Annotated in this window: 13 protein-coding genes; 10 read left to right on the top strand and 3 right to left on the bottom strand. The window is 67.2% G+C overall.

Translation table 11 applies throughout. The features are described from left to right. Positions 1 to 81 precede the first annotated feature (81 nt). The 3 genes from ruvC to ruvB are packed head-to-tail and all read left to right on the top strand — an operon-like array spanning position 82 to position 2345. Positions 82 to 651 (top strand): crossover junction endodeoxyribonuclease RuvC, encoded by a 570-nt coding sequence (gene ruvC / locus ACFXNW_RS09700; RefSeq protein ID WP_379417366.1) that lies wholly within the window; start codon positions 82 to 84, stop codon positions 649 to 651. Beyond that, complete coding sequence (gene ruvA, locus ACFXNW_RS09695; protein ID WP_379417200.1) at positions 648 to 1253, top strand: Holliday junction branch migration protein RuvA; 606 nt, start codon at positions 648 to 650, stop codon at positions 1251 to 1253. Before ruvC ends, ruvA begins: the two co-directional genes overlap by 4 nt. A 6-nt stretch (positions 1254 to 1259) precedes the next feature. Continuing rightward, positions 1260 to 2345 (top strand): Holliday junction branch migration DNA helicase RuvB, encoded by a 1086-nt coding sequence (ruvB, locus tag ACFXNW_RS09690; RefSeq protein ID WP_379417199.1) that lies wholly within the window; start codon positions 1260 to 1262, stop codon positions 2343 to 2345. Between the two features lie 14 nt (positions 2346 to 2359). On the opposite strand, the gene ACFXNW_RS09685 is transcribed toward ruvB, so the two are convergent. Next, a complete protein-coding gene (locus ACFXNW_RS09685; protein ID WP_379417198.1) occupies positions 2360 to 2938 on the bottom strand; it encodes a DivIVA domain-containing protein in 579 nt (192 codons plus the stop codon). 62 nt (positions 2939 to 3000) lie between these two features. Beyond that, on the bottom strand, positions 3001 to 3666 hold the full coding sequence (locus ACFXNW_RS09680; protein ID WP_379417197.1) for a TetR/AcrR family transcriptional regulator: 666 nt from the start codon (positions 3664 to 3666) through the stop codon (positions 3001 to 3003). 36 nt (positions 3667 to 3702) lie between these two features. Here ACFXNW_RS09680 and ACFXNW_RS09675 point away from each other — a divergent pair, with 36 nt between their 5' ends. The 6 genes from ACFXNW_RS09675 to ACFXNW_RS09650 all read left to right on the top strand — a co-directional run bounded on the left by ACFXNW_RS09675 (position 3703) and on the right by ACFXNW_RS09650 (position 11109). Then, positions 3703 to 5193: a flavin-containing monooxygenase gene (locus ACFXNW_RS09675; protein WP_379417196.1), complete on the top strand. Its 1491-nt coding sequence runs from the start codon at positions 3703 to 3705 to the stop codon at positions 5191 to 5193. A 182-nt stretch (positions 5194 to 5375) separates the two neighbouring features. Further along, complete coding sequence (yajC, locus tag ACFXNW_RS09670; RefSeq protein WP_379417195.1) at positions 5376 to 5735, top strand: preprotein translocase subunit YajC; 360 nt, start codon at positions 5376 to 5378, stop codon at positions 5733 to 5735. Between the two features lie 111 nt (positions 5736 to 5846). Continuing rightward, a complete protein-coding gene (gene secD / locus ACFXNW_RS09665; protein ID WP_379417194.1) occupies positions 5847 to 7556 on the top strand; it encodes a protein translocase subunit SecD in 1710 nt (569 codons plus the stop codon). Continuing rightward, positions 7553 to 8749 (top strand): protein translocase subunit SecF, encoded by a 1197-nt coding sequence (gene secF, locus ACFXNW_RS09660; RefSeq protein WP_379417193.1) that lies wholly within the window; start codon positions 7553 to 7555, stop codon positions 8747 to 8749. Before secD ends, secF begins: the two co-directional genes overlap by 4 nt. 18 nt (positions 8750 to 8767) lie before the next feature. Next, entirely contained in the window at positions 8768 to 10498 is a 1731-nt protein-coding gene (locus ACFXNW_RS09655) for an ABC transporter substrate-binding protein (RefSeq protein ID WP_379417192.1), read from the top strand. Between the two features lie 38 nt (positions 10499 to 10536). After that, a complete protein-coding gene (locus ACFXNW_RS09650) occupies positions 10537 to 11109 on the top strand; it encodes an adenine phosphoribosyltransferase (RefSeq protein WP_379417191.1) in 573 nt (190 codons plus the stop codon). Positions 11110 to 11192: 83 nt separating this feature from the next. Here ACFXNW_RS09650 and ACFXNW_RS09645 read toward each other — a convergent pair whose 3' ends face one another. Further along, positions 11193 to 11546, bottom strand: coding sequence for an MmcQ/YjbR family DNA-binding protein (locus tag ACFXNW_RS09645; RefSeq protein WP_379417190.1), 354 nt, complete (start codon positions 11544 to 11546; stop codon positions 11193 to 11195). A gap of 177 nt (positions 11547 to 11723) precedes the next feature. Between ACFXNW_RS09645 and ACFXNW_RS09640 the strand changes: the two genes are divergently transcribed. Beyond that, positions 11724 to 14141: a RelA/SpoT family protein gene (locus tag ACFXNW_RS09640; RefSeq protein ID WP_379417189.1), complete on the top strand. Its 2418-nt coding sequence runs from the start codon at positions 11724 to 11726 to the stop codon at positions 14139 to 14141. Positions 14142 to 14196: the final 55 nt, after the last annotated feature.

Raw genomic sequence — 14196 nt, 5'->3', positions numbered from 1 at the left:
GGTCCGTGTCGCTCGAACCGCCCGCGCCGCGCGTCGACTAGACTTCGAACAACTGTTCGCGTGTCCGAAGGGGTGTTTTCCGTGCGGGTGATGGGTGTCGACCCCGGGCTCACTCGATGCGGGCTCAGCATGGTCGAAGGCGGTGTCGGCAGGAAGGTCACCGCACTCGACGTCGACGTCGTGCGCACCCCCGCGGACATGGATCTGGCGCTGCGGCTGATGGCGGTCGCCGACGCCGCCGAGCACTGGATGGACACCCACCGCCCCGCCGCGGTGGCGATCGAGCGCGTCTTCGCCCAGCACAATGTGCGCACCGCGATGGGCACGGCACAGGCGGGTGGGGTGATCGCATTGGCCGCCGCGCGGCGCGGTATACCCGTCGCATTCCACACCCCCAGCGAGGTGAAGGCCGCCGTCACCGGTAACGGCACCGCCGACAAAGCCCAGGTGACAGCCATGGTCACCCGGATTCTCGGGCTGCAGGTCGCGCCCAAACCGGCCGACGCCGCCGATGCGCTCGCCCTGGCCATCTGTCATTGTTGGCGTGCCCCGCTGATGGAGCGCATGGCCCGCGCCGAAGCCCAGGCCGAACAGGCACGCAAGCGGTATGCCGAGAAGCTGGATCGACAACGGAAGGCGGTGCGCCGGTGATCGCGTCGGTACGCGGTGAGGTACTCGAGATCGCGCTCGACCATGTAGTGGTCGAGGCCGCCGGCGTCGGCTATCGGCTCAACGCCACCCCGGCCACCCTGTCCGGGCTCACCCGCGGGGAACAGGCTCGGCTGTACACGGCGATGATCGTGCGCGAGGACTCGATGACGCTGTACGGGTTCGCCGATACCGAGGCGCGTGACCTGTTCGGTCTCCTGCAAACCGTCTCCGGTGTCGGCCCTCGGCTGGCGATGGCCGTCCTTGCGGTGCTCGAACCCGAAGCGCTGCGCAAGGCGCTGGCCGAAAGCAATGTCGCCGCGCTCACCCGGGTGCCCGGCATCGGCAAACGCGGCGCCGAGCGCATGGTCGTCGAACTGCGCGACAAGGTGAATCTCGTTCCGGTGCAATCAGGTCCGCCCGGCAGTGCGCCCGCGGCGGTGGTCACGCCGGTGCGCGATCAGGTCGTCGAGGCACTCACCGGGCTGGGATTCCCCCTCAAACAGGCCGAACCGGCCGTCGACTCCGTCCTGGCCGACGATCCGGCTGCCACCACTTCGGCCGCGCTGCGCGCCGCGCTCGGCATGCTGGGCAAGAACCGGTAGGCGCAGATGGAATACGACGAGCACGATCACGACGAATCCCCGGTCAGCGCACACTATTCCAGCGTCGACGGAGATATCGAGACCAGCCTGCGCCCGAAATCGCTGGACGACTTCATCGGCCAGCCCCGGGTGCGTGAACAGCTCGCGCTGGTTCTGCGCGGTGCGCGCGGGCGTGGCGGCACCCCCGACCACATCCTGCTGTCCGGCCCGCCCGGCCTCGGCAAGACCAGCATGGCGATGATCATCGCCGGCGAACTCGGCACCGCCCTGCGGATCACCTCCGGTCCGGCGCTGGAACGCGCCGGTGATCTGGCGGCTATGCTGAGCAATCTGGTCGAGGGCGATGTGCTGTTCATCGACGAAATCCACCGGATGGCGCGGCCCGCCGAGGAAATGCTGTACCTGGCGATGGAGGACTTCCGGGTCGACGTGGTTGTCGGCAAGGGCCCGGGCGCCACCTCGATCCCGCTCGATATCGCGCCGTTCACCCTGGTCGGCGCCACCACCCGCTCCGGTGCGCTGACCGGTCCACTGCGCGACCGTTTCGGCTTCACCGGCCATATGGATTTCTACGAACCGAGCGAACTACTCGGCATTCTGCTGCGGTCGGCGCGCATCCTCGGCGTCGATATCGACCACGACGCCGCCGCCGAGATCGCCGGACGTTCCCGCGGCACCCCGCGTATCGCCAACCGGCTGCTGCGCCGCGTCCGTGATTACGCCGAGGTCCGCGCCGACGGTCACATCACCAAGCCCATCGCCGCGGCGGCGCTGCAGGTGTACGACGTCGACGGCCTCGGCTTGGACCGGTTGGACCGGGCCGTGCTGGGCGCGCTGGTCCGCGGCTTCGGCGGCGGGCCGGTCGGGGTGTCGACGCTCGCGGTCGCGGTGGGGGAGGAGGCCGCCACCGTCGAGGAGGTCTGCGAACCGTTCCTTGTCCGCGCAGGCATGGTGGCCCGCACACCACGTGGCCGTGTCGCGACGGCGACGGCCTGGGAGCACCTCGGGCTGGTTCCGCCGCCAGACCTGGTCTTCGGGTCGATCGAAGTCCGTGGGCGTGAACCACATCCGACGCTGGACCTGTTCGAGTAGGCGAACAGACAACCTCAGCGCAGGTACGCGGGTTGCTGCAGCGCGGTGATCACCAGATCGAGAAACGCATCCACTTCGTCGCGCTGATAGCCGCGTACCCCCAGGCGCGCCACCGTGAACCGCACCGCGCGCACATCCTCGACAGTGAGACTGCCCGGGCCGTCGTGCGCCAGTGTCGCGGCGACCAGATCGAGAAAGGCATCCACCTCTTCGATGTGGTACCCGCGCTGCTCGAGCGGTGCTGGGGTGAACCGCATCCGGTGCACATCGGCAGGTGTCAGCAACGTCGCCGGCGCGGGTGCCGGTGCTGCCGCGGGCACCGGCCGCACTCCACGCTGGCGGAACTCGAGTTCGGCACGCACCCGGTCGAGGAATTCGTCCACCTGCTCGGCGCGGTAGCCGCGCCGCCCGCCGCGGGGTGCGCCGAAACCGACCTGGCGCAGGTCGTCCGCGGTGAGCGCGCCGCTACCGCCGAGGGTGGCGGCGACCAGTTCGAGGAAGGCGTCGACCTCGTCTGTGTGGTATCCGCGACGTCCGGGCGGGGTCAAAGCGAACGTCGTCTGTCCGACATCCTCGGGAGTCACGGGCGTCATTGTGTCAGCACCTGTGCCGGATTACCGTGCTTCCGGCCAGTTTTCGAGCGCCACGGCCTCGATCACGGTTTGCGCACGCCTTCGATCAGCAGTCGGCGGATCGCCTCGTTGAGGGCGGCGATGGCGGTCTCGTCCATATCGCGCAGCCCGTGCACCACGCCCGCCATCAGCATTCCGGTCACCGCCCGCGCGGTGTTCAGGGTGTCGAGGTCCTCGCGCAGATAGCCCAGCTCTACACCGTGCTCGAGATAGCCGGCGGTCAGTGTGTCGGCCGTGTCGAGCAGCCCGTACAGGCGCTCGGTCAGCTCGTCGTCGATCCCGGTGGCGTGGAACAGCAGCAACTGCGCCACCCGCCGGTCCTCGATCAGGATGTGGGTCAGCGCGGTGCCGATGCGATCGATCTGCTCGCGGTATTCCTCCAGGCTGGTGGCGGCGTCGGGGGCGTTCTCGGTGCCGAGTGCCTCGATGATCCTGGTTGCCAGATCGTCGATGACATGGTCGATGATGTCGCGCTTATTGCTGAAGTACCGGTAGAAGGTGCCGTGGCCGATCCCCAGGTGAGCGGCGATATCGGCGATACCGGTCGCGTGGTAGCCCTTCTCGGCGAAACACACGAAAGCGGTATCGATGATCTCCCGGCGCAGTTCGGCCTTGCGGCGCTCGGCACGTGTGGATGGCTTCGTCACACCTGTGATGATACCGTTGTCACAAACGGAATGATGTGTCATTCCCGGAGAGTCGGTTCAGATAACAGGAGGTTCGACGTGGCGCCTCAGTTCGATGCCATCGTGGTCGGTGCGGGTTTCGGCGGAATGGGGGCGGGTATCGAGCTCGACCGCCTCGGCCTGAGTAATTTCGTCATCCTGGAGCGTGAAGACGATCTCGGCGGCACCTGGCATGTGAACCGGTATCCGGGCCTTGCCGTCGATATCGCCTCGGTGACCTACTCCTATTCCTTCGAACCCAACCCGTACTGGTCGCGGCTGTTCGCGCCGGGTGCCGAACTGAAGAAGTACGCCGAGCACGTCGCCGACAAATACGGCCTGCGCCGCCGGATGCGCTTCGGCACCGTCGTCGACGGCGCCCGCTGGGACGAAGAAGACCAGCAGTGGGTGGTCTCGATCGCCGGCGGGGAAACTCTCACCGGCCGCTACCTACTCGCCGCCACCGGTTTCCTGTCCCAGCCCTACACGCCGCCGTTCCCCGGTATCGAATCCTTCGCCGGCAAGATCATCCACACCACCGCGTGGGACGACGGTGTCGATCTCACCGATCGCAAGGCCGCCGTCATCGGTACCGGCGCCACCGGCGTGCAGCTGGTCCCCGAGGTGGCCAAGAAGGTTCGCGAGCTGACCGTCTTCCAGCGCACCCCGATCTGGGTGGTGCCCAAGGTGGATGCGCCGATTCCGGCGCCGGTGCAGAAGCTGTTCGCCTCGGCCCCGCTGACGCAGAAGGCCGCGCGCCTGGTCAACACCAGCATGCTCGAGGCCTTGATGGTGGTCGGCGTTCTGCACTTCAAGCAGGCCAAACTCATGAACAAGGGCGCGGCGCTGCTGGCCAAGGCCCATCTGCGTGCCCAGGTCCGCGATCCGCAGACCCGCAAGCAGCTCACCCCGCACTACGACTTCGGCTGTAAGCGACCCACCTTCTCCAACCAGTACTTCAAGACCTTCAACGAACCGCATGTGCGATTGGAGACCAACTCGATCGAGCGGATCGAACCCGACGGCATCGTCACCGCCGACGGGCACAAGACCGAGATCGACACCCTCATCCTTGCCACCGGGTTCAACCTGTGGGACGTGAACTTCCCGGCCATCGAGATCATCGGACGCGATGGGGTGAATCTCGGAAAGTTCTGGCGCGACAATCGTTTCCAGGCCTACGAGGGCATCACCGTGCCCAAGTTCCCCAACTTCCTGAGCCTCAACAGCCCCTATTCCTACAGCGGGCTGTCCTACTTCACCACCATCGAGGCGCAGATGAAACATATGGGCAGGCTGTTCGCCGAGCTGTTCCGGCGCGGCGAGACCACCTTCGAGGTGAGCGAGCGCGCCAACACCGAGTTCCTGGACCGAGTGACCACCAAGCTCGACAACTCGGTGTTCTACGGCGGCGACTGCTCGACCGCGCGCAGCTACTACTTCAACCAGCACGGGGAGGCAGCCTTGCTACGCCCGACCAGCACCATCAACGCGCACCGGGAAGCGGTGAGCTTCCCGCTCGACGACTACAGCTACGGCCACAGCGCCTGATATGTCCGCACCCGGGCCCCGCCACCGATGTTTCGGTCGCGGGGCCCGCTGCCGCGCGCTACCGTGCAGCATGGCCCGCACGTCCCTCCAGGGTGTGCGGGTGTGGTGCCGGTGACCGAAGCTGGCAGACTGTGTGAGTACCTGTCCATTCCCACCCCACAGACTAGGGACTGACTTCGACGATGGAACTGCTGTTTCCGCTGCTGCTGGTAGCCCTGCTCGTACCGATGTTCCTCGGCGTCCGCCGCCAGAAGCGGGAAGCCGAGAAGGTCGCCACGATGCAGGAAGGCCTGAAGGTCGGCGACCAGGTCATCACCACGTCGGGTCTGTACGGCACCGTGGTCGAGGCCGATGAAACGACCGTCGATCTCGAGATCGCCGAGGAGGTCGTCACCACCTGGCTGCGTCAGGCGATCCGTGAGGTTCGCATCGACGACGAGGCCGATGAGACGACGACCGGTGACACCGAGGCCGATGAGGCGCCCGGTACCGCCACCGAGGAATCCGCCGAGCAGACCGAAACCCGGCTGACCAAGGACTGACCGTCCGCGTATGCGCCGGATGCCCACCTGCGGATAACCGCACGGCACCCGGCGTCATCGGCGTGTGCCCCGCCTGTTCCACCTCGACTTCCGCCTAGGAGATGACCAACTGTGCCACCTTCCCAGGGATCGGCGCATCCGTTCAGGTTGCTCGGTGTCTATGCCGCGCTGCTGGCCGTGATCTACGCGCTGGTGTTCTTCACCGGTGACCAATCCCCGACACCGAAGCTCGGCATCGACCTGCAGGGTGGCACCCGGGTCACGCTGACAGCACGTACGCCTGACGGCAGCAAACCGAGCCAGGACAGCCTGAAGCAGGCCCAGGGCATCATCGAGAACCGTGTCAACGGTCTCGGTGTCTCGGGATCCGAGGTCGTCATCGATGGCGACAATCTGGTGATCACCGTGCCCGGCGACGACAGCCAGCAGGCGCGCTCGCTGGCCACCACCGCCAAGCTCTACATCCGGCCGGTGCTGCAGGCCGCGCCCGCGACCGCAGGGCAGGCGCCGCAGCCGGGCCAGGGCACTCCGGCGCCGGCTCCCGGCACGACCGGTCAGGCACCCGCTCCCGGCGGCACCGCACCCGCGCCGGAGACCGGCCAGGCTCCCGCACCGCAGAACCGGGTGTTCCCCGCACAGGCGCCGACCGAACCCACGCCCTCGCCGGCGCCCCCTGCCGACGACGCGGATCTGACGCCGCAGGAGCAGACGCAGCAGGAGATCGCCGCTGCCAAGGCGATCAGGCAGAGCGAGGACCCGGCGACGCAGCAGGCCGCGATGGCGTCGATGGACTGCAGCAAGCCCGATCCGCTGGCCGGTAACGACGATCCCGCCAAGCCGCTGGTGACCTGCTCGACCGACGGCACCGAGGTCTACCTGCTCGCCCCCAGCCGCATCGACGGCCAGGAGATCAAGGACGCCTCCTCCGGTCTGAACCAGCAGCAGGCCCGTCACGAGGTCACACTGGAGTTCAAGTCCAGCGGTAGCCAGGCGTGGGCCGATCTCACCGGTGAGTACGTCTACAAGCGAGTGGCGTTCGTGCTGGACTCGCAGGTCGTCAGCGCGCCGGTCGTGCAGCAGGGCCCCCAGCAGGGTGGCAGCACGCAGATCTCGGGCAACTTCACCGCCTCGAGCGCCAAGGAGCTGGCCAACACCCTGAAGTACGGCTCGCTGCCACTGTCGTTCCAGACCTCGGAGGCCGAAACCGTCTCCGCGACGCTCGGTCTGTCCTCGTTGCGCGCGGGTCTGATCGCCGGTGCGATCGGCATGGTCGTTGTCCTGCTGTACTGCCTGCTCTACTACCGCATGCTCGGCTTCCTGGCGGGGCTGTCGCTGGTCGCGGCCGGTATTGCGGTCTACGGACTGATCGTGCTGCTCGGCCGTTGGATCGGGTTCACCCTCGATCTGGCCGGTATCGCCGGTCTGATCATCGGTATCGGTATGACCGCCGACTCGTTCGTCGTGTTCTTCGAACGCATCAAGGACGAGATGCGTGAGGGCCGCAGCTTCCGCTCCGCGGTACCACGCGGCTGGGCCCGTGCTCAGCGCACCAACCTCTCGGGTAAGACGGTCAGCTTGATCGCCGCCGTCGTGCTCTACATCCTGGCCGCCGGGCAGGTCAAGGGCTTCGCCTTCACCCTCGGCCTCACGACCGTGCTCGACGTGATCGTGCTCTATCTGGTCACCGCACCGCTGATGATGCTCGCCGCGCGCTCGCCGTTCTGGGCGAAGCCGTCGGTGAACGGTCTCGGTGTGATGCAACAGATAGCCAGGGAACGCGGCGCGGGCGGACCGGCGCTGGTGAAGGAGACCGCACGATGAGCACTTCGAGCCCGACCCTGGAGCCGGACGCCCCCAACCGTTCGCGGGCCCCGCAGCACGGCTTCTTCGAACGCCTCTACACCGGTACCGGTGGTTTCGAGATCGTCGGCCGCCGCCGGTTCTTCTACATGCTGAGCGCGACGTTCCTGCTGTTGTCGATTCTCAGTATCGCGGTGCGCGGCTTCACCCTCGGAATCGACTTTGCCGGCGGTTCGCGTATTCAGTTGCCCGCATCCGACATAGCGACCACCCAACAGGTCGAGGACGTCTATACCGAGACCATCGGCCATGAGCCGGTGACGGTGCAGAAGGTCGGCTCCGGCGACTCCGCGACCATCCAGGTCCGCTCCGAGACCCTGGACCTAGAGCAAACCGCAGCACTCCAAACCGCGCTGTTCGACGAGTTCCAGCCGAAGAACGCCGACGGCGAGGTGACGCGCAATGCGATCAGCATCGCCGAGATCAGCGAAACCTGGGGCAGTCAGATCACCAGGCAAGCGGTGATCGCGCTGTTGGTCTTCGTGGTCTTGACGATGATCTACATTGCGATCCGCTTCGAACGAGATATGTCGATCGCCGCGATCGCGTCCTTGTTCTTCAACCTGGTCGTCACCGCGGGCATTTATTCGCTGGTCGGATTCGAGGTCACCCCGGCCGCGGTGATCGGTCTGCTCACCATCCTCGGCTTCGTGCTCTACGACAACGTCGTGGTGTTCGACAAGGTCGAGGAGAACACCCGCGGCGTGCTGCACCTGACCAGGCGTACCTACGCAGAACAGGCGAACCTCGCCGCCAACCAGACGCTGATGCGCTCGATCAACACCACCGTGATCGGCATCCTGCCCATCATCGGCATGCTGGTCATCGCGGTGTGGCTGCTCGGTGTCGGCACCCTGAAGGATCTGGCGCTGGTACAGCTGGTCGGCATGATCGTCGGCGCGTATTCGTCGATCTTCTTCGCCGTGCCGGTGCTGGTGTCGATCAAGGAACGCTGGGGCCCGGTGGCCGCGCACACCAAGAAGGTGCTGGCCAAGCGCTCGGGTGCGGCGGGTGCCAAGGCCGCGGCGGCAGGCGAGCGTCGCGCGGGGTCCGCGGCAGGCCGCGAGGTCTCCGAAACGCCGCGTCGTACCCGCGACACCGGCCCGCGCCCCGGAACTCGGCCGAGCGGAAAACGTCACCGGAAGAGCCACTGACGACAGGGGGTTCGGTTCATGCGACAGCCGCGAGGTTTCGCGCGCCGGCCGCATCGCTTGCTCGCGGCCGCGGTCGCCGGGGCGGTGGTGGCCGGGCTGGCGGCCGGATGTTCGAGTGAGAGCCAGGTCCCGTCCATCGGGTTCGCCGTCGACGCGGCCGTCGCCAGCTACAACGGCGGCAGCACGCTCGGCGCGAGTACCGGCGCCCCCGCGGTGTTCGGGCGGGTACTGACCGGCTTCTTCTACACCGGCCCCGACGGCCAGCAGATCGCCGACACCGATGTCGGCACGGCCAAGGAGGTGCCGGGGGAGTCGCAGACCATCCAGTACCGGCTCAATCCCGACGGTGTGTACTCCGATGGTGTACCCACCTCGTGCGACGACCTGATCCTGGCCTGGGCGGCCCGCAGCGGCCGGTTCACCCGGCCTGGCGACGGCGGCCCGGTGCCGCTGTTCGACGCCGCGAGCACGGCCGGTTACGAGGACATCGAGCGGGTGGAATGCCTGCCCGGTTCCAAGGACGCCACGGTCGTGTTCCGGCCGGACCGCCGCTATCTCGACTGGCGGAACCTGTTCACCGCAGGCGAGCTGATGCCCGCGCATATCGCGGCGCGTGCGGCGAATGTGCCGAATGTGGTGTCGGCGGTGCAGTCGGGTGATCCGGGCGCCATCCAGCGGCTGGCCGACTTCTGGAACGGTGGCTGGACGCTGGCACCGGGTGAGCTCGACGCGAGCCGGTTCCCGTCGTCGGGGCCGTACCGGATCGAATCGTTCAGCGCAGACGAGGGTCTGGTACTGGTGGCCAACGAACGCTGGTGGGGCAATAAGCCCGAGACCGGTCGCGTGGTGGTGTGGCCCAAGTCGACGGATCTGGCGGCCAAAGTGGGCGAGGGCGCGGTGAGCGTCGTCGATATCGGTTCCGGGTCGGTCAAAGACCTCGACCTGGGCGGCTTCTCCGTGCAGCAGGTGCCGGGGCGCGGCGCCGAACAACTGGTGCTGTCCACCGGCGGCGTGCTCGCCTCGGTCGACGCCCGGCGCGCCTTGGCACTCTGTGTGCCGCGCCGGGCCTTGTTCGACGAGATCGGCAAGGTGCCGGAGGCCCCGGAGTCCGGTCTCGGCTCCGGACCACTGAACGCCCATATCGTCCAACAGGATTCGCTCTACTACCCGGCTGTCAGCGGCGCCGCGGAGCCTTTCCGTGCGGCCGACATCGAGGGCTCGAAGGCAGCCCTCGCGGCAGCGGGTGCACCGGAGCTGACCATTCGCGTCGGCTATCAGACCCCCGATGATCGCCGGGCCCGCACCATCGCCAAGATCGCCGAATCCTGCAAACCCGCAGGTATCACCGTGGTCGATGCCGGCGCGCCCGATTTCCGCCCGGCGCAGCTGGCCGCGGGCGGGGTAGATGCCGTGCTGGCCGGTACCGCGGGCGTCCCCGGCCCCGCGGGCTCATTGGACGGCGTGGCCGCGACCAGCGCGTTGCGGACCGGTAGCGGGCTGAATTTCGGGCGATTCGGTAACGGCCGTTACGATGCGATCACCGATCAGCTTGCGGCCGACGACAACTCGACCGCACGACTGAATCTGCTCACCGAGGCCGAGAACCTGCTGTGGGCGCAGCTGCCGAGCATCCCGTTGTTCGCCACGCCGCGCACCATCGCCTTCGGCAGCGGTTTGCAGAACGGCATCGCGGCCCCCACCCAAGCGGGTACCGGTTGGAACATGGACCGGTGGGTACTGAAGCGGTGACAAGGTGTTGTGGGTGATGTGACTATGGAGAGGTGTCGATGAGCAAGCACGCGGCGATCGAATCCGACGACGCAGTCGCCGAGCGGACGGGCAAGGCCGCGGAGGTCGTCAATCAGTTGACCCGCTGGCGCGACGATTTCCCGGAGCCCGGCGTCCGCTTCGCCGATCTCACCCCCGTCTTCGCTGATCCCGAGGGCTTCCGCACCGTCATCGACTGCCTCGCCGCCAGCGCCCCCGACGCCGACCTGGTCGCCGCCGTCGACGCCCGCGGCTTCCTGCTCGGCGCGGGCGTGGCCGCCACCCTCGGCACCGGCGTGCTCGCCGTGCGCAAGGCGGGCAAACTGCCGCCGCCGGTCGTCACCCGCGAATACGACCTCGAGTACGGGAAAGCGGCTCTGGAGATCCCCGCCGACGGCGTCGACCTGGTCGGCCGCAAGGTTTTGCTCCTCGACGACGTCCTTGCCACCGGCGGCACCCTCGCTGCCGCGGCCGACCTGTTCACCCAGGCAGGCGCCGAGATCGTCGCCGCGGCGGTCGTGCTGGAACTGGAATCGCTCGGTGGGCGTAAGCGTCAGGGTGATTACCCGCTGACAGCCATCGTTACCGTCTGATAGGCGTGTGGCCGCCGTCTACCGGCGGCCACGGCATCCGTCTGCCGGGTGCCGATCAGTGAACGGCTGAACGAACCTGACCGTCAATCCAGTTGTGCCACCAGCTTTTTCGGCGCAACTCTGCGGTACCCATCGCGAATGATCGCATCGATCTCATCCCAATCGGCATCGACATCGAGCCGCACACCGATCCATCCACTGTGCCCGACGTAGGGCGGTACGAAGAATCGTTCGGGTTCGGTGTCGATCAATTCTTCCTGCACACCCTCCGGTGCCGGGCACCACAGTGTCGGTCCTGGCTCGTGATAGCCGCCGTCGACGTAGACAGCGAACGACTTCTTCGCGCGCACGAAGAACGTCGGGGATCCGTGACTCATACGTTCGCCGGCCTCGGGTAATCGCAGGCAGCTCGCCCGCACACGAGTCAACGTGTCCATCTCGGCAGTATAGGTGCCGTGTGCGCGGTTGAACGTTGCGCATCGGTACGATGGTCCCAGAAATTGGCCTGAGCAACCTGTTGTGGGACGGTCCGGGGAAGCGGGGGCTAGAGTTGATGGTCTGGGAGGTTGCGGTGGTCGGATGAGGTCCCGGCCACGGCGTGGAGAGGTGGTGGCATGACACAGCATCTGGGCGAGGCGAACGTCGAGCAATCGGCTGCCTCGCGGCCCGGCGGTGCCGCGGCCACCTCGTCCGATGGTGCAGCGGCCCAACCCGCCCGGCCCGCGACCCCTGGACCCAATCCCGAGGTGGTGCGCCAGGGTGGCACTGCGGCGGTGCCGACCTCGGCGTCGCGACGGGTGCGGGCGCGCCTGGCTCGGCGGATGACAGGCCAGCGCGGAATCGCGGCGGTCAAGCCGGTGCTCGAGCCGCTGGCGACGGTGCATCGCGAGCTGTATCCCAAGGCGAACCTGACGCTGTTGCAACGCGCCTTCGATGTCGCCGACGAGCGTCACGCCAAGCAGTTCCGCAAGTCCGGTGACCCCTACATCACCCATCCGCTCGCCGTGGCCAACATCCTGGCCGAGCTCGGCATGGACACCACCACCCTGGTGGCGGCACTGCTGCACGACACGGTGGAAGACACCGGGTATTCGCTCGACCAGCTCACCGCCGACTTCGGCGCCGAGGTCGCGCACCTGGTCGACGGTGTCACCAAGCTGGACAAGGTCAACCTCGGCGCGGCCGCCGAGGCCGAGACCATCCGCAAGATGATCATCGCGATGGCCCGCGATCCCCGCGTGCTGGTGATCAAGGTGGCCGACCGGCTGCACAACATGCGCACCATGCGGTTCCTGCCGCCGGAGAAGCAGGCCAAGAAGGCCAAGGAGACCCTCGAGGTCATCGCGCCGCTGGCCCATCGCCTCGGTATGGCCACCGTCAAATGGGAGCTCGAGGACCTGGCCTTCGCCATCCTGCACCCCAAGAAGTACGACGAGATCGTGCGCCTGGTCGCCGACCGCGCGCCCTCGCGCGATACCTACCTGGCCAAGGTGCGCGCCGAGATCGTCAACACCCTGGCGGCCAGCCGGATCAACGCCATCGTCGAGGGCAGGCCCAAGCACTACTGGTCGATCTATCAGAAGATGATCGTCAAAGGTAAGGACTTCGACGATATCCACGACCTGGTCGGCATCCGCATCCTCTGCGATGAGGTGCGCGACTGCTACGCGGCCGTCGGTGTCGTGCACTCGCTGTGGCAGCCGATGGCCGGCCGGTTCAAGGACTACATCGCCCAGCCGCGCTATGGCGTCTACCAGTCGCTGCACACCACCGTCGTCGGACCGGACGGCAAGCCGCTCGAAGTGCAGATCCGCACCCAGGACATGCACCGCACCGCCGAATTCGGTATCGCCGCGCACTGGCGGTACAAGGAGACCCGCGGCAAGCACACCAGCGATACCGCCGAAGTCGACGACATGGCGTGGATGCGCCAGCTGCTGGACTGGCAGCGTGAGGCCGCCGATCCCGCCGAATTCCTCGAGTCGCTGCGCTTCGACCTCAAGGCGCCGGAGATCTTCGTGTTCACCCCCAAGGGTGATGTGATCACCCTGCCGCAGAAATCCACCCCGGTGGACTTCGCGTACGCGGTGCACACCGAGGTCGGTCACCGCTGCATCGGTGCGCGAGTGAACGGGCGGCTGGTCGCGCTGGAACGACAGCTGGAGAACGGCGAAGTCGTCGAGGTGTTCACCTCGAAGGCACAGAACGCCGGACCCAGCCGCGACTGGCAGAGCTTCGTGGTCTCGCCCCGCGCCAAGGCCAAGATCCGGCAGTGGTTCGCCAAGGAACGTCGCGAAGAGGCGCTCGAGAGCGGTAAAGAGCAGATCAACAAGGAAGTCCGCCGCGTCGGGCTGCCACTGCAACGGCTCATGAACGTCGACGCGATGAATGCCGTCGCCAAGGAGCTGCACTACACCGACATCTCCGCGCTCTACACCGCCGTCGGCGAACACCAGGTCTCCGCGCATCACGTCGTCCAGCGCCTGATGGCGCAGCTCGGCGGCATCGGCGATGTGGAAAACGAACTCGCCGAACGCTCCACACCGTCGACCACCCCGGCGCGCCAACGCGTCTCCGGCGATGCGGGCGTGCTCATCCCCGGTGCCGAGGGCACCGTGGCCAAACTGGCCAAATGCTGCACGCCGGTGCCCGGCGACGAGATCATGGGCTTCGTGACCCGCGGTGGCGCGGTGAGCGTGCACCGGATCGACTGCACCAACGCCGGATCGCTGCAGGCTCAGGCCGAACGCATCATCGACGTGGAGTGGGCGCCGTCGCCGTCGTCGGTGTTCCTGGTCGCCATCCAGATCGAGGCACTGGACCGCACCAGGTTGCTCTCCGATGTCACCAAGGTGCTCGCCGACGAGAAGGTCAACATCCTGTCCGCGTCGGTGGCCACACACGGTGATCGGGTGGCGATCAGCAAGTTCACCTTCGAGATGGGCGATCCGAAACATCTGGGGCACATCCTCAACGTCGTCCGCAATGTCGAGGGCGTGTACGACGTCTACCGGGTCACCTCCGCCGCCTGAATCACGCGCCGCGCAGCCTGGCTCCCTGAGGTTCTGCGGGCTCCGCCCCGCCCGT

This window comes from Nocardia sp. NPDC059180 (genome assembly GCF_042754945.1).
In the GTDB taxonomy this organism is placed as follows: Bacteria; Actinomycetota; Actinomycetes; order Mycobacteriales; family Mycobacteriaceae; genus Nocardia.
Note: the sequence above shows the minus strand (reverse complement) of the source record. Positions and strands in the feature narration are given on the sequence as shown.

Excerpts from the sequence above, each read along its gene's own strand:
- yajC (WP_379417195.1), top strand. The coding sequence starts at position 5,376 with ATGGAACTGCTGTTTCCGCTGCTGCTGGTAGCCCTGCTCGTACCGATG.
- ACFXNW_RS09645 (WP_379417190.1), bottom strand. The coding sequence starts at position 11,546 with ATGGACACGTTGACTCGTGTGCGGGCGAGCTGCCTGCGATTACCCGAG.
- ACFXNW_RS09650 (WP_379417191.1), top strand. The coding sequence starts at position 10,537 with ATGAGCAAGCACGCGGCGATCGAATCCGACGACGCAGTCGCCGAGCGG.
- ACFXNW_RS09655 (WP_379417192.1), top strand. The coding sequence starts at position 8,768 with ATGCGACAGCCGCGAGGTTTCGCGCGCCGGCCGCATCGCTTGCTCGCG.
- ACFXNW_RS09640 (WP_379417189.1), top strand. The coding sequence starts at position 11,724 with ATGACACAGCATCTGGGCGAGGCGAACGTCGAGCAATCGGCTGCCTCG.
- secF (WP_379417193.1), top strand. The coding sequence starts at position 7,553 with ATGAGCACTTCGAGCCCGACCCTGGAGCCGGACGCCCCCAACCGTTCG.
- ACFXNW_RS09685 (WP_379417198.1), bottom strand. The coding sequence starts at position 2,938 with ATGACGCCCGTGACTCCCGAGGATGTCGGACAGACGACGTTCGCTTTG.
- ruvB (WP_379417199.1), top strand. The coding sequence starts at position 1,260 with ATGGAATACGACGAGCACGATCACGACGAATCCCCGGTCAGCGCACAC.
- ACFXNW_RS09680 (WP_379417197.1), bottom strand. The coding sequence starts at position 3,666 with ATGACACATCATTCCGTTTGTGACAACGGTATCATCACAGGTGTGACG.